The sequence below is a fragment of the Tenacibaculum sp. HL-MS23 genome (assembly GCF_032463465.1).
GTDB lineage: Bacteria > Bacteroidota > Bacteroidia > Flavobacteriales > Flavobacteriaceae > Polaribacter > Polaribacter bernardetii.
In genome coordinates, this window is record NZ_CP135989.1 from 2,066,893 (window position 1) to 2,086,144 (window position 19,252).

Annotated in this window: 19 protein-coding genes and 1 tRNA gene; 11 read left to right on the plus strand and 9 right to left on the minus strand. The window is 31.2% G+C overall.

The annotated features are described in order from the left end of the window. Position 1 precedes the first annotated feature (1 nt). The 3 genes from RRF68_RS09605 (at position 2) to RRF68_RS09615 (ending at position 2,722) form a co-directional block, all read left to right on the plus strand. On the plus strand, positions 2–838 hold the full coding sequence (locus RRF68_RS09605) for a helix-turn-helix domain-containing protein (RefSeq protein WP_315944210.1): 837 nt from the start codon (positions 2–4) through the stop codon (positions 836–838). A 925-nt stretch (positions 839–1,763) separates the two neighbouring features. Further along, entirely contained in the window at positions 1,764–2,321 is a 558-nt protein-coding gene (locus RRF68_RS09610) for a carboxymuconolactone decarboxylase family protein (RefSeq protein WP_218771910.1), read from the plus strand. A gap of 38 nt (positions 2,322–2,359) precedes the next feature. Further along, positions 2,360–2,722: a cupredoxin domain-containing protein gene (locus RRF68_RS09615; protein ID WP_315944211.1), complete on the plus strand. Its 363-nt coding sequence runs from the start codon at positions 2,360–2,362 to the stop codon at positions 2,720–2,722. 74 nt (positions 2,723–2,796) lie between these two features. On the opposite strand, the gene RRF68_RS09620 is transcribed toward RRF68_RS09615, so the two are convergent. The 9 genes from RRF68_RS09620 to RRF68_RS09660 all read right to left on the minus strand — a co-directional run bounded on the left by RRF68_RS09620 (position 2,797) and on the right by RRF68_RS09660 (position 10,303). Next, positions 2,797–4,089: an aminopeptidase P family protein gene (locus RRF68_RS09620; RefSeq protein ID WP_315944212.1), complete on the minus strand. Its 1,293-nt coding sequence runs from the start codon at positions 4,087–4,089 to the stop codon at positions 2,797–2,799. A 67-nt stretch (positions 4,090–4,156) separates the two neighbouring features. Further along, positions 4,157–4,615, minus strand: a complete 459-nt coding sequence (locus RRF68_RS09625; RefSeq protein ID WP_255554375.1) for a Crp/Fnr family transcriptional regulator — start codon at positions 4,613–4,615, stop codon at positions 4,157–4,159. Positions 4,616–4,733: 118 nt separating this feature from the next. After that, a complete protein-coding gene (locus RRF68_RS09630; protein WP_275315984.1) occupies positions 4,734–6,044 on the minus strand; it encodes a DEAD/DEAH box helicase in 1,311 nt (436 codons plus the stop codon). 274 nt (positions 6,045–6,318) lie between these two features. Beyond that, entirely contained in the window at positions 6,319–6,963 is a 645-nt protein-coding gene (locus RRF68_RS09635) for a YiiX/YebB-like N1pC/P60 family cysteine hydrolase (RefSeq protein ID WP_218771915.1), read from the minus strand. Beyond that, positions 6,923–7,513 (minus strand): hypothetical protein, encoded by a 591-nt coding sequence (locus tag RRF68_RS09640; protein ID WP_315944213.1) that lies wholly within the window; start codon positions 7,511–7,513, stop codon positions 6,923–6,925. The genes RRF68_RS09635 and RRF68_RS09640 overlap by 41 nt, the downstream gene beginning before the upstream one ends. Before the next feature lie 28 nt (positions 7,514–7,541). Next, positions 7,542–8,249 carry a hypothetical protein gene (locus RRF68_RS09645; RefSeq protein ID WP_218771917.1) on the minus strand — a complete coding sequence of 236 codons (708 nt, stop codon included), beginning with the start codon at positions 8,247–8,249 and terminating at the stop codon, positions 7,542–7,544. Between the two features lie 265 nt (positions 8,250–8,514). Further along, positions 8,515–8,787: a succinylglutamate desuccinylase/aspartoacylase family protein gene (locus tag RRF68_RS09650; RefSeq protein ID WP_275315986.1), complete on the minus strand. Its 273-nt coding sequence runs from the start codon at positions 8,785–8,787 to the stop codon at positions 8,515–8,517. Continuing rightward, entirely contained in the window at positions 8,784–9,155 is a 372-nt protein-coding gene (locus tag RRF68_RS09655) for a succinylglutamate desuccinylase/aspartoacylase family protein (protein WP_315944214.1), read from the minus strand. Before RRF68_RS09655 ends, RRF68_RS09650 begins: the two co-directional genes overlap by 4 nt. Positions 9,156–9,391: 236 nt before the next feature. Continuing rightward, complete coding sequence (locus RRF68_RS09660; RefSeq protein ID WP_315944215.1) at positions 9,392–10,303, minus strand: RimK family alpha-L-glutamate ligase; 912 nt, start codon at positions 10,301–10,303, stop codon at positions 9,392–9,394. Positions 10,304–10,449: 146 nt separating this feature from the next. Between RRF68_RS09660 and RRF68_RS09665 the strand changes: the two genes are divergently transcribed. From RRF68_RS09665 to RRF68_RS09700, 8 genes are all read left to right on the plus strand, one after another. Continuing rightward, positions 10,450–13,266, plus strand: coding sequence for a VPS10 domain-containing protein (locus tag RRF68_RS09665; RefSeq protein ID WP_315944216.1), 2,817 nt, complete (start codon positions 10,450–10,452; stop codon positions 13,264–13,266). A 56-nt stretch (positions 13,267–13,322) separates the two neighbouring features. After that, entirely contained in the window at positions 13,323–13,535 is a 213-nt protein-coding gene (locus RRF68_RS09670; protein WP_218771922.1) for a zinc ribbon domain-containing protein, read from the plus strand. Positions 13,536–13,589: 54 nt separating this feature from the next. Beyond that, positions 13,590–13,952 (plus strand): dihydroneopterin aldolase, encoded by a 363-nt coding sequence (gene folB, locus RRF68_RS09675; protein WP_315944217.1) that lies wholly within the window; start codon positions 13,590–13,592, stop codon positions 13,950–13,952. Between the two features lie 55 nt (positions 13,953–14,007). Next, positions 14,008–14,078 (plus strand) — tRNA-Cys (locus tag RRF68_RS09680). 82 nt (positions 14,079–14,160) lie between these two features. Continuing rightward, positions 14,161–15,006 carry an MBL fold metallo-hydrolase gene (locus tag RRF68_RS09685; RefSeq protein ID WP_315944218.1) on the plus strand — a complete coding sequence of 282 codons (846 nt, stop codon included), beginning with the start codon at positions 14,161–14,163 and terminating at the stop codon, positions 15,004–15,006. Positions 15,007–15,016: 10 nt separating this feature from the next. Then, a complete protein-coding gene (locus tag RRF68_RS09690; RefSeq protein WP_315944219.1) occupies positions 15,017–16,660 on the plus strand; it encodes a S8 family peptidase in 1,644 nt (547 codons plus the stop codon). 64 nt (positions 16,661–16,724) lie between these two features. Further along, entirely contained in the window at positions 16,725–17,129 is a 405-nt protein-coding gene (locus RRF68_RS09695) for a DUF2101 family protein (protein WP_218771926.1), read from the plus strand. Position 17,130: 1 nt separating this feature from the next. Further along, positions 17,131–18,978, plus strand: a complete 1,848-nt coding sequence (locus RRF68_RS09700) for a M1 family metallopeptidase (protein WP_315944220.1) — start codon at positions 17,131–17,133, stop codon at positions 18,976–18,978. The last annotated feature ends 274 nt before the right edge of the window (positions 18,979–19,252 follow it).

Genomic DNA, 19,252 nt, shown 5'->3' on the forward strand with positions numbered 1-19,252 from the left:
AATGGCTATTCAAGAAATAAAAACCTATAAGTATAAAGATGTTTTTAAATTAGAAGAAGTAAAATTCGAAAAAACTTGTGTAGTTAATAAACCAGAACAAATAAATACCTATAAGATTTTTTGGATAAAAGAAGGTAGCGGTACTTATCATATCGATTTTGAAAGTTATTCTTTTAACGACGGTGTTTTGTTTTTTTTATCACCAGGACAAGTTTTTTCTGTAGATTCAGAAGAAATAAAAGTAGCTTATCAATTAAATTTCATTCAAGATTTTTACTGTATACAAACTCATGACACTGAAGTTGCTTGTAACGGCGTTTTATTTAACAATATATATGAAACACCCTTTGTTAAGCCTAAAGAGAAAGATGTTAAAAAGTTGAGTTTTATTATTGAGAGCTTAATAGATGAATTTGAAAATAATCAGACAGCACAATATGATATGTTACAGGCCTATTTAAAACAATTTATCATTCATTCAGTTCGTATTAAAAAAGAAGATTTTATAGTTAAAGAAGATGCAGAAACAAAGTTGTTTAAAGATTTTAGTTTATTAGTAGAATTAAATTTTAAGAAATTACACAGTGTAAGTGATTATGCCAATCGTTTGGGTATTTCTTCTAAATCACTAACAAAGCATTTAAAAAAAACAAACAATAAAACTCCAAGTGATTTTATTAAGAATAGGATAATAATCGAAGCAAAGCGTCAGTTACTATACTCAACAAAGGCTGTAAAACATATAGCTTTTGATTTAGGATTTAACGATCCTGCTTATTTTTCTCGTTTTTTTACCAAAGCAACAGGTCAATCTCCAAAACAATTTCAAAAAGAATAATAGTGATTTTGTTGTATAAAAAAGTGCATAAAAAAACTCGTAACACACAAGGGCCACGAGTTGGGGGTTGTTTTTTAAGGGGATGCTATTACTTAGGGGATTATAACATATTGGGGATACGCTATACATAATAACACTACAAATATATAACACATTTATTAATAGTTAATTAACCTATGTTAATAAGTGAATTAAACTGTTTTTTATAGAGGCAACAGGTCAATCTCTAAAATAATTTCAAAAAGAACAATCGTTATTTTTTTATATAAAAAAGGGCACAAAAAAACTCGTAACACACAAGGGCCACGAGTTGGGGGGTTGTTTTTTAAGGGGATGCTATTACTTAGGGGACTATAACATGTTGGGGATACGCTATACATAATAACACTACAAATATATAACACATTTATTAATAGTTAATTAACCTATGTTAATAAGTGAATTAAACTGTTTTTTATCAAGGCAACAGGTCAATCTCTAAAACAATTTCAAAAATAACAATATTGATTTTTATTATAAAAAAGGGCATAAAAAAACTCGTAACACACAAGGGCCACGAGTTGGGGGTATTTTTTTAAGGGATTGTTATTACTTAGGGGGCTGTAATATATTGGGGATATCTTACAGATAATAACAATGCAAATATATAACACATTTATTAATTATTTTCTTAACATAGGTTAAGAAAATAATTAAAGTCCAAGTTTAAGGAACTTTTGTCCATTTTTAAAAGAGTACTTCCTCCGCATCTTTGTAGTATAATTAAAACTAACACTTTTTAGTTTACAAATATCAATGTAATGAAAACAAACGAAGCATATCAATGCCCTAACTGCTGGGGGTATCAAGAGTATAATGAACAATTTTCAGAAAGAGAAAACTGTAATTGTAATAATGAAAATAAGTAATTTTAAAAATAATAAAAATGAGTACAAGAATTAAAACTTTAAACCCGGAAACTACTAAAGGAAAATCAAAAGAATTATTTGATGCAGTACAAAAAAAGTTGGGCTTTATTCCCAATCTAATTAAGGTATTTGGTAATTCACCAGCAACCTTACAAACCTATTTAAGTTTAGGTGAATTAACTGCAAGTGGAAATTTCTCTAATAAATTTAGAGAACAGTTAGCATTGGCAATTGCCGAAGAAAACGAGTGTGACTATTGTTTATCTGCACATACAGCAATCGGTAAACTGAATGGCTTAACAGATGCTGAAACAGAACAAAATAGACAAGGTTTAGCAGCTGATGAAAAAATACAGGCAGGTTTAAATTTTGCACAAAGTGTTACTAAAAACAAAGGAAAAGTAAGTTCGGATGAGATAGCTGCAGCAAAAGTAGCAGGATACAACGACGGTGATATTTTAGAAATTGTTTTAAATGTTGTTTCTAATACATTAACAAATTATGTAAATCATATTGCACAAACAGAGGTTGATTTTCCGAGTGTAAAAGCAGGAGAATTCACAACAAATTCATAAACATAAAAAGATTATTGACAAATTTTAAAAAGCAAATCATGAAAAAAGTAATAGCAGTAGTAGCAATTTTATTAAGTTTCGCATTAAATGCAAATGCACAAGAAGTTAAAACAGTGTCTTTAGAACAAACTAAAGGTGAATTTACTCAAAAGAAAATAAGCTTAAAAGAAGGAACTTATATTTTTGAAATAGCAAATAAAAATGTAGGTCATGATGTTGGTTTTGTTTTAACTGAAAAAGGAAAGATAGAGGCAGAACATCATATTAAAGAAGCTTATGTAACCTCTTTAGTAAAAAACAATACAAAATCTACAACTAAAGAAGTGGTCTTAAAAAAAGGAGAATATGTATATTTTTGCCCTTTAAACCCTACACCACAATATACTTTAACGGTTGAATAATTTTTATTTAATTGTTAGTAAAAGAAAAGCCTCTGAAAACTTCAGAGGCTTTTTTTATGTTTATTTGAAACGAATTAAGAATTCATAATATCTTCAATTTCGTCAGCTTCAATAGGTATGTTGCCCATTAAGTTAAAAGGCTCTCCTTTTTCTTGAATCACTAAATCATCTTCTAAACGAATACCAAAACCTTCGTTAGGTATGTATATACCAGGCTCTACGGTAAATACCATATTAGCTTCCATAGGTTGGTGTAATAATCCGTAATCATGGGTGTCTAGTCCTATATGGTGAGAAGTACCGTGCATAAAGTATTTTTTATATGCTGGCCAGTTTTTATCTTCATTTTGCACATCGGCTTTATCTAATAAACCTAAACCTAATAATTCAGAAGTCATTAATTTACCAACTTCAACATGGTAATCTGCCCAAATAGTACCAGGAACTAATAATTTTGTTGCATCATTTTTTACACGATTTACAGCATTATATACTTCTTTTTGACGATCAGAAAAACGACCGGAAACAGGAACTGTTCTCGACATATCTGCAGAGTAATTTGCATATTCTGCACCAACATCCATTAAAATTAAATCACCTGCCTTACACTGTTGATTGTTTTCGATATAATGTAATACGTTTGCATTGTTTCCTGAAGCGATAATAGGCGTGTAGGCGAATTTTTTAGAACGATTTCTTAAGAATTCATGAATAAACTCAGCTTCAATCTCATATTCCCAAACACCAGGTTTTACGAAGTCTAACACACGTCTAAAACCTTTTTCGGTAATATCGCAGGCTTGCTGCATTAAATCTAGTTCTATCGGGTCTTTTAGTGAACGTAAGCGTTGTAATATAGGATTACTTTTAGCAACAGAATGTGCCGGGTATTTTGCTAGTAACCATTTCGTAAAGCGAGCTTCGCGAGTTTCGGTTTCTACAGAAGCACGATAATGTTCATTGGTGTTTATATACACAGTTTCGGCAAGCGCCATCATTTCTGCAACTACTTTTTCTAAATCTTGTAACCAAAAAACAGATTTAATACCTGTTGTTGTTAATGCTTTTTCTTTGGTTAATTTTTCACCTTCCCAAACAGCAATATGTTCATTTGTTTCACGTAAAAATAATACTTCACGTAAATTTTCTTTCGGGCAATTAGGAAATAGTATTAAAATACTTTCTTCTTGATCAACACCACTTAAGAAAAATATATCGCGATGTTGCTCGAACGGAAGTGTACTATCTGCACTTACCGGATATACATCATTAGAGTTAAAAACAGCTAGACTATTTGGCTTCATTTGCGCCATAAAGTTTTTGCGGTTTTTTATAAAAAGGTCACGGTTTATTGGATTGTATTTCATAATGCTAACAATTAAAATGTTCTCAAAAATAAATAAAAGAAACATTTAATTGCCTAGCCATTTGGCACTATTTTATGTTTTTTCGAATTCTACTCATATGCCTATTAGAAATTCCTAAAAAAGAAGCCAGGTAGTGTAGCGGAACTTCTTGTAGCAGTTCAGCTTCGTTTGTAAGTAGTTTAGTGTAACGTTCTTCTGCACTAAGCGTAAGTAAATCGATGCGATAATCATCAATTAAAAAAATTTGTTTTTCAATTAAAGTATAATAAAATCGATGAAAAGCAGTGTTGTTTTCTAACAGGTATTTAAAATCTTTTACTAAAATCACTTGTAAATTACAATCACTTAATGCCTTAATGTTTTTACGCGAAGGAGTTTCTTGTAAGAAGCTTTTTAAGGCAGATGTACAGGAGTTTTTTAACGCTAAATACGTTGTTTTTTCTTCTTCTAATATATTAATAGCGTGCTGTAGAATTCCGCTTTCAATAAAACAAAAGTATTTGCAAATAGTATCTTTTTCAACCAAAAAACTGTTTTTAGTTAATGTTAGTGGTGTAAAAAAACTCAAAATCTCAGAAACTTGACTATCAAGTTCCTGAGATTTTAATATATTCTTTATGTAAGAAGAAAAATTCATTTAAATATTACCTTCTTCTATTTTTCCTTGGAGCTCCATCGCTTCTTCTTGAAGGATCGCTAGGACGTTCTCTTTTTGGTTTTCTAGTTCCTTCTGCAGCACCTCTGTGCGTTGCGCCTACACCTTTTTTCTTTCCGTTTCCAGATTTTTTCTTTTGTGTTGCAGCTCTTTTAGGACCAGCAGTGTCTTTAGGTTCGTAACCTTCAATAACTTCTGTCTTTAATTTTTGCTTTAGTATTTTTTCTATTTCTTTTTGGTATTCAGTTTCTTCACTACAAACTAAAGAAATAGCTTCTCCTTTTGCACCTGCTCTACCGGTTCTACCAATTCTGTGTACATAATCTTCTGGTACATTTGGTAATTCGAAGTTGATAACGTGTGGTAATAACGGAATATCAATACCACGAGCAGCAATATCAGTTGCCACTAAAACACGAATAGAATTACTCTTAAAGTTAGCCAATGCTTTTGTACGTGCACCCTGACTTTTATTACCGTGAATTGCAGCAGCAGAAACTCCTGCTTTTACTAGTTTTTCAGTTAATTTATTGGCTCCGTGCTTGGTTCTTGTAAAAATTAAAACCTGACTCCAGTTACCATCTTTAATTAAGTTAATAACAACCTCCGTCTTTTTACCTTTATCAACAGTATATACTTTTTGAGAAACCTTATCAGCCGTTGAGTTTTGCGGAGCAGCTTCTACAGAAATAGGATTTCTTAAAATACCTGAAGCTAATCTTTTAATTTCTGATGAAAATGTAGCAGAAAATAGTAAATTTTGACGCTTTGTAGGCATGTAACTAATAATTTTGTTAATATCTCTAACAAAACCCATGTCTAACATACGGTCTGCTTCATCTAAAATAAGTACATCTATTCTGTTAAAAGATACTGCTTTTTGATCGTGTAAATCTAATAATCTACCAGGAGTGGCTACTAATATATCAACTCCTTGTCTTAGCGTTTTTATTTGACTGGCAGCTTTTACACCTCCAAAAACTACGGCCGATCTAATATCTAAATACTTACTATATTCTCTTACATTATCATGTACCTGAGCAGCAAGTTCTCTTGTTGGTGTTAATACTAACGCTCTTACAGGACGGTATTTTGGGTGTTTTGAATCTGCTAAACGTTGTAAAACAGGTAGTGTAAAACCTGCTGTTTTTCCTGTTCCTGTTTGTGCAGAAGCCAATACGTCTTTTCCTTCTAAAATAGGTGGTATTGCTTTTGCTTGAATTGGTGATGGAGTATCGTATCCTTTTTCGCTGATGGCCTTTAATAAAGCATCAGATAATCCTAAAGATTTAAATGTCATATATGTTATTTTAGAAACACTCTAAAATAAGCATCTCTTTGAACCCGCAAAGGTACTGCTAATTTATTAGGAAGTTTTGTAAATAAAAAAACGCCCTTTAAAAGACGTTTTTTTAAATAATTTATGCGTTTATTTTTTCATAGCACTTTTAACAAGCCCGATAATAACCATTAAAACACCACCACTAAATAAGTAATTCCATAAATTTTTAGTTTTAATTAGTTAATTGATTCTAAAGGAAGTGAAAATTAATTAATAAAGTAAATAAAATCAGTTACTTACTCCATTCACTTATTTGAGAAAAGTTTTTGTTTTCTATAAAAAAATCTACTGGATAATATTTAATAATATCTTTATTTATAAACAGCTTTTCACCAAAAGTAAGTTCTTTTTCTAAAGAAATAAAGTGTTGATTTTTCATACTTTTATTTAAAGTTTTAACAACAAACTCTGAGCAATATAATTCTGAATCAGTAGAATTGTCAAAATTATAATCATAGTATATTTTTTCTCTAAAGTTTATTTTGCTTAAAACAGATTTTACTGAAACATTTTTTACTTTCCAAATAGCTATATGGTTTAAATCTTTTTTTAAAAAACTTATATAGTCATATATGTTTTGCTTTTTTAGAAACGAATTTTTTATAATTTTCGAGGGTTGTACATCTACTAAAAACAGTTCTTCTTTTTTGACAAATAGTAAACCTATATGATTATATTTTGATTTTTTAGCATAATTAAAATTTTGTTTAATCCTATTAGAAATTTTGTTGTTTACTCCTGTTATAAAGAGATAAACACCATTTTCATACTCTTCAACCTTATTTAAATATAGTTTGAGGGATATTGTATGAAAATGAATAACAATAAAATAACCACTAAAAAGAATAACCAATAGAAATATTAACTTTCTTATCATCTTTTATTTTAAAATCATCGTTATTGGTTAGTTTAGCTTTAGTTAAATTATTTGAAAAACTAAAAAATAAATTCAAAAACATTTTTTTAGAAAGCGGAAAATTCACACCTAAATCTCCAACTAACCCAAAATTGTTTTTGTTAAAATTTATTGTTTGATTCTCAAGGATTATATCAGAGAAAATATTATAATTAAAACCCAAAGCAGCTAATAAGTAAACTTTTGATGTTAAATCTCCATTAAACCCTAAATTAAAACCAACTTTTAAAGGAATATCAACATAAGAAATTTGTTTTACAGAAGTGTTAGAATTATAGTTGTTAAAACCAATACCTGTAATAAGTTTTAAACCATTCTTTAAATTATAATTTATATGAACGGCATCACGTTTAGAAAAACCATAAAGAATTGAATTATTTTGTTGTATTTTACTATACCCTATACCGCTTTGAAATGTAATAGAAATATGGTTGATGTCTTTTTTAGTTTTTTGAGAAAAAATTAAAAAAGAATTAAATAATACTATTGATAAAATAAATAATTTTTTCATTGTTAATTTTTTTTATGGGAAGATATATTTAGCTTACATCACCTATTAATTTACCAACTAAATAGCCTACTCCAGCACCTACTCCAAGACCTACTACACCACAACAACTACCCCCTATAAGTCCGCCAATTATACCACCAGCAGTACCACAACTCATATATCCACTACCTGTAGGTCCAGACATAAAACAATCTCTATGCTCTAATCTATTCTTGTTTTCAGTTAAATAATCGTTTCTAAAATCATTTACAACACTTAACATACCCTGTTCTTTTACTGAAATTGTATTAAAAGGAATAAGACTTTCTACTTTTTGTATTTTATTTTCATCTAACATTTGAATGATTGCTTTTTCTGAAGGCTCGGAGATAGGAAAAGAAGATATAAAATCTTTAGTTAACCCTCCGTTTTTCTTTGCTTCTACAATAGTTTTTATAATGTTATTAGTAAATTCTACTGTCACTTTAGCTTTTTCTTCTTCAGAAAAATTTGTTAAATCAAGAAGCTCTTTTAACTTGTCTTGAGTAATAATATATTCAGAATTTTCATTTTTTGATAAAAAATCTTTTCCATTTATAAAGGAGTTAAATTGGTAGCTGGATAGAATTTTATTGGCATTAATTTTAGATTTTTTCGCATAATTAATTTCTTCATTACTAACTTTTTCATTTTCAGAAGTACAGTTTGAAAAACTCAATAAGAATAAAGCAAGTATTAAACTAATTTTTGTTTTCATAATTTTTAATTTATTTAAATTTTTGTGTTGATAACCAACCTCAAAAGTAATTTTGTGGTTTAAATATACTTTTTAAGTAAAAAGTAACATCACTTATTAAACAATAAGTGTTATGGTCATTAAAATTAAGAAAAAGTGTAAGCAATTTTTACAAAATTTCCTTCTCTTTCACTAGCTAGTGATATATATAATTGATTAATTTTTATAAATATACAGTAAATATATATATATGCAAATATTTCTTAACAAAAATTAAATCAGCTACTTAAGTTCTTCCTGTATGAAGTAAAGCATCTCCCATATTTATAATTGGAAAATTATTTTTTACAATTATATATCCATTTGTAGGTGTTTTTACAGTAAAATTAATTTCTCCGTAAGTGCCCATAATATGCCCTAAAATTTGACCTTTTTTAATATTAGAACCATTTTTTACTGTACAATTAAAAAGACCAGCTACTGTAGCTCGTATCCATTTTCTTTTATATAAATGAATTGATTTAGAGCTCTCAGGAGTATTAATATCCTTATTGATCATTTTAAAATACGAGGCTTACCATTTATTCCTAGTTGAGTAACATTTTCTTCTAAACGTAAAGATTCTCCACCTTCGTAAACAATAACAAGAATGTTATTTTTATAACATTGATTTTTAAAAGATTTCGGTATCAATTTTGAGTTAAAAATTAAAGGAGTATTAAATATTTTTGCTAATTCAAAACCTCTTGCATCTTCAGGTTTATATCTAATTTTCGGGAAATTATTTCGTTGTGAGCCACCAGTATGAAAGTCGATTGCTAAATCTACATTATTAAGAAATTCTTTCATTAAGTAATACGCCATTCTGCTTGTCAGCGAACCTTTTTTTGATCGAGGAAAGCTTCTGTTTACACCTTTACCATGCATATCACGTGATAAATAAAAAAACGTTTAGTAAAGGAGTTACAATAACAGAAGCTCGATGTGTTTTATAAGACTTATCAATTAGCATTCTACTAACCAATTCAGCACTATTAACTTCATTACTATGTAAACTTCCTTGTGATAAAATAGTAGGTCCAGCTTCATTACCATTTAATATATAAATAGGAATTTCAATCTGAGTTCCCGTAGGTAGTCTATCAACTGGTATTTAAATGAGTTTAGATTTTCCTAAACTCATTTTTTGACCTCTTGTCCGAACAATTTTCTTCTAGAAATTTAATAATGGCTTTAGCGATATTATCTTTGGTATATGCTTCAATTCCTTGCAAACCTGGCGTTGAATTTACTTCAATTAGTAAAGAACCTCTTTTTGAACGAATTAAATCAACTCCCGTAACTGGTAAGCTTAAATATTGTGCAGCTTTTACAGCTATTTCTTTTTCTTCTTCAGATAAAGTTACTTTAAAACCGCTTCCGCCTTGGTGAATATTCGAGCGAAAATCATCTTCTAAGCCTTTTCGCTTCATAGATGAAACTACTTTATTGCCAACCACAAATGCGCGAATATCTTCGCTATTACTTTCTTGTATAAATTCTTGTAGCAAAATGTTTGCATTAGTACTATACATCGTGTCAATAATCGATTTTGCTGATTTTTTACTTTCAGCTAAAATAACACCAGCGCCATGCGTACCTTCTTGTAGTTTTATGATTATTGGCGCACCTCCTAACAAATCTATTTGTTCACCTATATTTTCTGGGTTTACAGAAAACAACGTGTCAGGAATCGGAATGTTTTTTCGGTTCATGATCTGTAATGTGCGAACCTTATTTTGAGATTGTAAAATACCTAAAGATGTAGCTGTACTATATACGCCGTTTAGTTCAAATTCCTTAACAACTGCTGCACCATGACGTGTAGAAGAAGCTCCAATTCTTGGAATTATTACATCAGGAATGTCAATAATGTTTTCTCCGTTATAAATTATTTCAGGTTTCCCGTTTGTTAGTTTTATAGCACATTTTAAATGATTTATAACCCTAACATTATGTCCACGGCGACTAGCTTCTTTATATATTCTTTGCGTAGAATATATTTGATCGCTAACAGAAAGAATAAAAATAGTCATAGCATTGATGTTCTTAACATTACAAAGCTACTCTTTTTTTTGAGTGAAAAAAGGGAATTTTAAAAAGGCTAAAAATCAATATTTTGTTAATTTTTTTGATTTCGCATTTACTTGCAGTAATTTCATCACATCTAAACAAACAATAAATGAAAACCGTTTTTACCGTTTTTGTAGCCCTTTTTACATTGGCTACAGTAGCACAACAGCCTACCAAGGCGCAACAAACACAACAAGCATTAATCAAAAAAGAAGCTTTAACAAAAACATCTATTGTTAAAAATATTGCTTTTAAAAATATCGGACCAACGGTAATGAGTGGTCGTGTGGTTGATATTGATGTAAATCCAGAAAATACTACTGAATTTTATGTGGGTTACGCCTCTGGAGGATTGTGGTATACGAACAATAACGGAACAACATTTACACCTGTTTTAGATAGTTCGCCAACACAAAACATAGGTGATATTGCTGTTGATTGGAAAAACGGAACACTTTGGGTAGGAACAGGAGAAAATAATTCTTCTCGTTCTAGTTATGCAGGAATCGGAATTTTAAAATCTACGGATAAAGGTAAAACCTGGGTAAATGTTGGGTTGACAGATTCACATCATATCGGTAGAATATTAATCAACCCTAAAAATCCGGATGAGGTTGTAATTGGAGTAATCGGGCATTTATATTCTTCAAATAACGAACGTGGAATTTTTAAAACCACCGATGGAGGAAAAACATGGAATAAAACCTTATTCATCAATGAAAACACAGGAATTATAGATGTGCAACCGGCACCGAATAACTTTAATATTTTATATGCCGCTGCTTGGGAACGCGAACGTAAAGCGTGGAATTTTGATGGAGACGGAAAAAACTCTGCAATCTACAAATCTATCGATTTAGGAAATTCTTGGGTCAAGATTTCTGATAATAATGGTTTTCCGAAAGGAGAAGGTGTCGGAAGAATTGGTTTAGCGGTTTTTAATGAAAATACGGTGTATGCGTTTCATGACAGTCAATTTCGAAGAGAAAAAACAGCCAAGAAAGAACAAACTTCAAATGCTTTAACTAAAGAAGATTTTAAAACCATGACTGTGGATGCGTTTTTAATGTTGAAGGATAAAAAGCTGAACAGTTATTTAAAAATGAATGGTTTTCAAGAAAAATACCGTGCCGAAAATGTAAAACAAATGGTGCGTGCAGGCTCTGTAAAACCAATCGATTTAGCCAAGTATTTAGAAGATGCAAACACCTTATTATTTGACACACCTGTTATTGGAGCTGAGGTTTTTAAAACGACCAATGGCGGAAAATCATGGAAAAAAACACACGATGGTTATTTAGATGATTTATATTATTCTTACGGATATTATTTTGGTGAAATTAGAGTAGATCCGCAGGACGAAAACGGAATTTACGTATTAGGAGTACCAATTTTAAAATCGAAAGATGGTGGAAAAACATTTACATCAATTAGTAAAGAAAATGTACATGCCGATCATCAGGCGTTGTGGGTAAATCCTAATAAACAAGGACATTTAGTAGAAGGAAATGACGGTGGTTTAAATATTTCTTATGATGATGGTGAAAGTTGGATAAAAGCAAATCAGCCAGCAGTAGGACAGTTTTATACGGTGTATGCTGATAATCAAAAAAACTATAAAGTATATGGTGGTTTGCAAGATAATGGGGTTTGGGTAGCAAACCACAATGCAAAAATTGATAAAGGTTGGAAGCAATCAGGTAAAAATCCGTACGAAAGTATAATGGGTGGAGACGGAATGCAAGTTGCGGTTGATGATCGCAATCCGAATATTGTTTATACGGGTTATCAGTTCGGAAATTATTACCGTATTGATAGAGCATCAGGAAGTCAGAAATATATTCAACCAAAACATACGTTGGGTGAAACTCCGTATCGTTTTAACTGGCAAACCCCAATTCAGTTATCAAAACATAATCAAGATATTTTATATTTAGGAGGAAATAAATTACACAGATCATTAGATAAAGGAGATACTTGGGAAGCAATTTCGGGTGATTTAACACAGGGCGGAAAAAAAGGGAATGTTGCATACGGAACATTAACATCAATATCTGAAAGTCCGTTTCAATTCGGATTGTTATATGTTGGTTCTGATGACGGATTGGTGCATGTTAGCAAAAACGGAGGCGGAAGTTGGGAAAAAACATCAAATACATTACCACAAAATTTATGGGTAAGTCGTGTAATTGCCTCAAAACATAAAAAAGAAAGAGTGTATGTAACCTTAAACGGATATCGATTTGATGATTTTACAAGCTATGTGTATATGTCTGATGATTTTGGTAAAACCTGGAAAAATATTGGAGAATCTTTGCCAACATCACCAGTAAATGTGATAAAAGAAGATACGAAGAAAGAAAATATTTTATACTTAGGAACCGATAATGGTTTGTATGTTTCTTTTGATAATGGTGCACAATGGCAACCTTTTAAAAACGGATTACCAAACGTAGCTGTACACGATTTAGTAATTCAGCCAACAGCAAAACATTTAATTGTAGCTACGCATGGTCGAAGTTTATATAAAGCTGATATTACTTCGTTGCAAGATTTTAAAAATGAAGCAACGGTGTTTTCAATCAAAAATATTAGAAAAAGAAGTTCTTGGGGAAGCTCATGGAGTAAGTGGTTAAAACCGAATACTCCAGAAATTACGATTCCGTTTTACTCATCAGAAAGTAAAGAAGTTTCAGTAAAATTATTTTCAGAAACTATTTTAGTAAATACCATTAAAATACAAGCAGAAAAAGGATTTAATGAAGTGGTTTATGATGCTTCCTTCTCTAAAAAAGGAAGAAAAACATATCTTAAAAAACATGAAGATAATGTCATTAAAAAAGCTAAAAACGGTGTTTATTATTTACCTAAAGGAAAATATAAGGCGGTAATAAACGATAAAGAACAAGCTTTTGAAATAAAGTAAATTGTAACATTTGTTTGTTTTAATACTCTAATAAGTATAAACATAAAATAAAACAGATGAGTAAGCCATTAAATTATACTTGCCCGAAATGCAGTAACCACACCTATGAAGTAAGCGAAATGAGAGCAACAGGAGGTACGTTGTCTAAAATTTTTGATATTCAGAATAAAAAATTTACAAGCGTAACATGCCAACGATGTAGTTATACTGAGTTTTATAAAGCTAGTACGAGTGCGTTAAGTAATGTTTTTGACTTTTTTACAAGTTAAAGCAACTGACATAAGATAGTTGATTAATTAAGAAACATTGGTACTTTTGTGGCTATGGGAATTATACGTGTAAACAACATCCGATTATTTACAAACCACGGATGTTTAGAAGAAGAAGCTAAGATAGGCTCGGAATATAGAGTAGATATAGAGGTGAAAGCAGATTTGCAAAAATCGGCAAAAACAGATGAATTGGTTGATACTGTTGATTATGTACATTTAAATCATATTGTAAAAGAAGAAATGGCAATCCGATCTAAATTATTAGAACATGTTGCTCAGAGAATTATTGATAGAATTTTTAATGAGATACAACTGGTTGAAGAGGCGGAAGTTAGCGTAGCTAAAATCAATCCGCCAATTGGTGGTAATGCTGCAGAAGTAGTAATTGTATTAAAAGATGTGCGTAAAAGTTAAAAAAAGCTTGCGTTAAAAAATAAAAACTGTAAATTTGCAGTCCTAATTAATAAAAGGTGTCTTGGCCGAGTGGCTAGGCAATGGTTTGCAAAACCATGTACAGCGGTTCGAATCCGCTAGACACCTCAACAAAAGCGTATCTTTTTAAGATGCGCTTTTTTGTTTTTCTTAACAAAAAAATTCGTTAAAAATCTGCATCTTTGTAGCTATGCGAATTTATCCAATAGAAACAGGAAACTTTAAATTAGACGGTGGCGCTATGTTTGGCGTGGTACCAAAAGCGATTTGGCAAAAAACAAATCCGGCAGACGATAAAAACATGATTTCAATGGGTATGCGCTGTATGCTTATTGAAGATGGAGATAGACTTACGTTGGTAGATACCGGAATAGGAAACAAACAATCAGATAAATTTTTTGGATATTATTACATGTTTGGTGATTTTTCACTAGATGTATCACTTGCTAAATATGGTTTTCATAGAGATGATATTACAGATGTGTTTTTAACACACTTACATTTTGATCATTGCGGAGGTGTTATTCAATGGAATAACGATAAAACGGGTTTTATGCCTGCCTTTAAAAATGCGAAAGTTTGGAGTAATGAAAATCATTGGCAATGGGCAATTGAGCCTAACGCACGTGAAAAAGCATCTTTTTTAAAAGAAAACATACAGCCTATAAAAGAAAACGGACAGCTAAATTTCATCAATAAAAATAGCCAGAATCAAGTAGGTTTTGATTTATTGTTTATGGATGGTCATACCGAAAAACAAATGTTACCTAAAATTCAATATCAAGGGAAAACAGTTGTTTTTATGGCCGATTTATTACCAACCGCAGGTCATATTCCTTTACCTTACGTAATGGGTTATGATACACGACCGTTATTAACTTTACAGGAAAAAGAAATCTTTTTAAAAGAGGCTGCAGACAAAGAATTTTACTTGTTTTTAGAGCACGATGCTTACAACGAGTTAATAACAGTAAAGCACACCGAAAAAGGAGTGCGTTTAAATGAGAGTTATAATTTTACAGATATATTTAATTAAGAGAAACATTATGAGAATTTTAAAACCCGTATTTTACTCAGCAATTGCAATTACCTCTTTAGTAGGTTGTTCATCAGTAAGTAAAAAGGTAGTGCCAACCGGAAGTAACACAGTAGTTACTATGTCAGAGAAGAAAGCTGAATTAACAGCGTATGAAAAAGATAACTGGCATCATTTAGATTTAGCAACCGATTCTATTCCAGGAATGAGTGTTGATAAAGCATACGAATTCTTAAAAGGTAAAAAAGGTGTTGAAGTTGTTGTTGGAGTTGTAGATTCTGGTAGTGATTTAAAACATGAAGATTTAGTAGACGTTGCTTGGATAAACACTAAAGAAATTGCAGGAAACGGAATTGATGATGACAAAAACGGATACGTTGATGATATTAACGGATGGAACTTTTTAGGAAAATCGTATAAAGAGCATTTAGAATATGAACGTATTTTAATGAACCCATCAATTGCAGATGCAGAAACTTTAAAAGCGGTAAAAGCTTTACAAGAAACAAAAGTGGAGGCAGCAAAAAAGAATGAAGCGCGTTACGGACAAATGTTAGCTGGAGTAACAATGGCAGATGATGCTTTAGCAAAACACTTCGGAAAATCAGATTATACAAAAGAAGAAGTTTTAGCAATTAAAACAACAGATGCAGGTTTAAACCAAGCAGTAACAGGAGCTAAGCAAATGTATGGTTTCGGAATTGGTTCTTTAAGTGAAGCAAAAGAGCAATTAAGTAAATTAGTTAAAACGGCTTCAGATGTAGTTAGTGGAGCTAATTTAAAAACAGATTACCGTACAGTTGTAGGCGATAACGCATACGATATTAACGATAAACCTGGTTATGGAGATGCAAATACTGGACACTCTGAAGAAGGAGAAATCCACGGTACGCACGTAACAGGTATTATTGGTGCAACTCGTAACAATGATAAAGGTATGAACGGTGTTGCTACTAATGTAAAAATGATGGCTGTACGTTCGGTATCAGACGGAGATGAATATGATAAAGATGTTGCTTTAGGTATTCGTTATGCGGTTGATAATGGTGCAAAAGTAATTAACACTAGTTTTGGTAAAGCTTTTTCACCAAATAAAGAATGGGTTTACGATGCAATTAAATATGCAGCTTCTAAAGATGTGTTAATTGTAAACGCAGCAGGAAATTCAGGAGAAAACATCGATGTAGATAAAACATTTCCAAACGATGCTCCAGATCAATTAACAGAGGTTTCTGATAATTTCTTAACGATTGGTGCAATGAGTGCTAATTATAATGAAAAATTACCTGCAGGTTTTTCAAACTATGGTAAAGTAAATGTAGATATTTTTGCTCCTGGAGTTCAAATACACTCAACTTTTCCTGATAACAAATATCAAAAAATTAGTGGAACATCAATGGCTTCTCCAGCAACAGCAGGTGTAGCGGCATTAATACGTTCTTACTATCCACAGTTATCTGCAAGCCAGGTAAAGCATATTATTATGAACTCTGGTACAAAGATCGATTTAATGGTTACAAAACCAGGATCTACGTCTAGAGCAAATCCAGCAGGAGATTTAGTTCCTTTTGCAGATTTATCAGTTTCTGGTCGTATTGTAAATGCATACAATGCAGTTTTAATGGCTGACAGAATGGTAAACGGAAGAAAATAAAAACAGAATACTATTTAAAAAAAGAGCATTATTTTGATGCTCTTTTTTTGTTATAATAACACCTATGCAGTTAGAGTTTGATAAACAAAAAGAGCGGTTAAAAATTAAAGATGAGGTGCCATCTCATTCGAAATTGGTAATCGTATTAATGTTAGTTAATGCGCTTAATATGGGTGTTCAGTTGTTTTCGATGCGTTATTATAAAAACGAATTTCTTTTTATTTTGATGCTTTTATTGGCAATAGTATCAGTAGTTGCAGTGTTTTTTTATCTCTTTAAAAGATCTTGGAAAACCAATTACAATCTTTCAGAAATTGAAGGGTTAGAGGTTAAGAAAGTTTTAGGAAGAGAACGTGTGTTTTTAAAATTACACAACGGAAAAAAACGCAGCTTTACGATACTTAAAAATGAAAACGAATTAAATAACTTAAAAAACACCCTAACCACAATAGGAATTAAATCAATTTAATATGAAAAAAATAATTTTAGGACTTTCATTATTATCGATAGTTTCTTGTGCTTCTACTAGCACAACAAACAACAGTACAGTAAAGTCGTCAGTAAATAAATCAACAAATCAAAATTATTGGCAACAACATGTTGATTATACAATGGATATTGATATGGATGTAAAGACATTTCAATATAAAGGAACACAGAAATTGGTGTACACAAACAATTCACCTGATGTTTTAGATAAAGTGTTTTATCACTTGTATTTTAATGCCTTTCAGCCAAATTCTCAAATGGATGTTCGTTCGAGAAATATTAAAGATCCGAGTAGTAAAATTGCAGATAAAATTGTAAAATTATCTCCGTCTGAAATAGGATACATCAAGGTAAATTCATTAAAACAAAACGGAACTGTTGTTAAGCATGAAACTGTTGGTACTATATTAGAAGTTACTTTAAGCAAAGCTATTCAACCAGGAGAAAGTGTAACTTTCGATATGATTTTTGATGCACAGGTTCCTAATCAAATTCGTCGTTCAGGACGTAATAATGCAGAAGGAGTTGCTTTGTCTATGGCGCAATGGTATCCTAAAATGGCCGAATATGATTTTGAAGGATGGCATACGCCACCTTACTTAGGTCGTGAATATCATGGTGTTTGGGGTAATTTTGAAGTTACTTTACACATTGATAAAAACTACGTAGTTGGTGGTACAGGATATTTACAAAATGCACAAGAAGTTGGGCATGGTTATGAAAACAAAAAGGAAGCTTTAAATATTCCGTCAGGAGAAAAGTTAACTTGGAATTTTAAAGCGCCAAACGTACACGATTTTACTTGGGCAGCAGATCCAGAATATAAGCACGATATGTTAACGATGGATAACGGTATCGATTTACATTTCTTATACAAGAAAACATTAGACGCTAAATATTTAGAAAGCTGGAAAAAGCTACAGCCTAAAACGGCTGAATTAATGACTTATTTTAGTGAAAATATTGGACAATATCCATACAAGCAGTATTCAGTTATTCAAGGAGGTGATGGCGGAATGGAATACGCTATGAGTACTTTAATTACAGGAAAACGTAGTTGGGGAAGTTTATTTGGTGTTACCTCTCATGAAATGGCACATACTTGGTTTCAGTTTTTATTAGCAACAAACGAAAGTAAACATCCTTGGATGGATGAAGGATTCACATCTTACATTTCTAACAAAGCAGAAAATGAAATTTCTGGTAAAAATGTAGAAAATCCACATGCAGGTTCTTATAGAGGTTATAATTATGTGGTAAAAAACAACATAGAAGAGCCATTAACTACACATGCAGATAGATATCATACAAATACTGCATACGGAGTAGCGAGTTATTCTAAAGGAAATATTTTCTTATCACAATTAGAATATGTTATCGGAGAAGAGAATGTAGCTAAAACATTAAAAAAATATTTTAACGATTTCTCTTTTAAGCATCCAACGCCAAACGATATTAAACGAACTGCTGAAAAAGTTTCAGGAATTCATTTAGATTGGTATTTAAACGAATGGACACAAACCATACATACGATTGATTATGGTGTAAAAGCTGTTTCTGGTAAAGCTGTTACTTTAGAGAGAATTGGTCAAATGCCAATGCCTATAGATGTTGAGGTTACTTATGTTGATGGAAGCAAAGAAGCGTTTAACATTCCTTTACGTATGATGCGTGGCGAAAAACCAACCAACGCAACTAAAATTGCAGATTGGACGTTTGCACACCCAACATATACATTTACAACTTCAAAAGAAGTAAAATCTGTACAAATTGATCCGTCAAAATTAATGGCAGATATCAATCAAGAAAATAACTCGTTCGGAAAATAATAAGTAGTACAAAAGGTAAATTTAACCTGTTGCCTATTTTTAGGTATTAAAATTTACGAACTGTCAGTTCGAGTGATTTTAAGAAGTGCTAACGGAATAAAATTGTATCGAGAACCAGTTTTGCTATAAGAATCTATAACAAATTCTGGTTAAGGAATTGTAATTTTTAACGTTATTCTAAATTTATTTCAGAATCACATCATACGGATTGATCGTTATTTAACGAAAGATATTTAGATTGAAAGCGAAAACTCTATAAAGGGTTTTCGCTTTT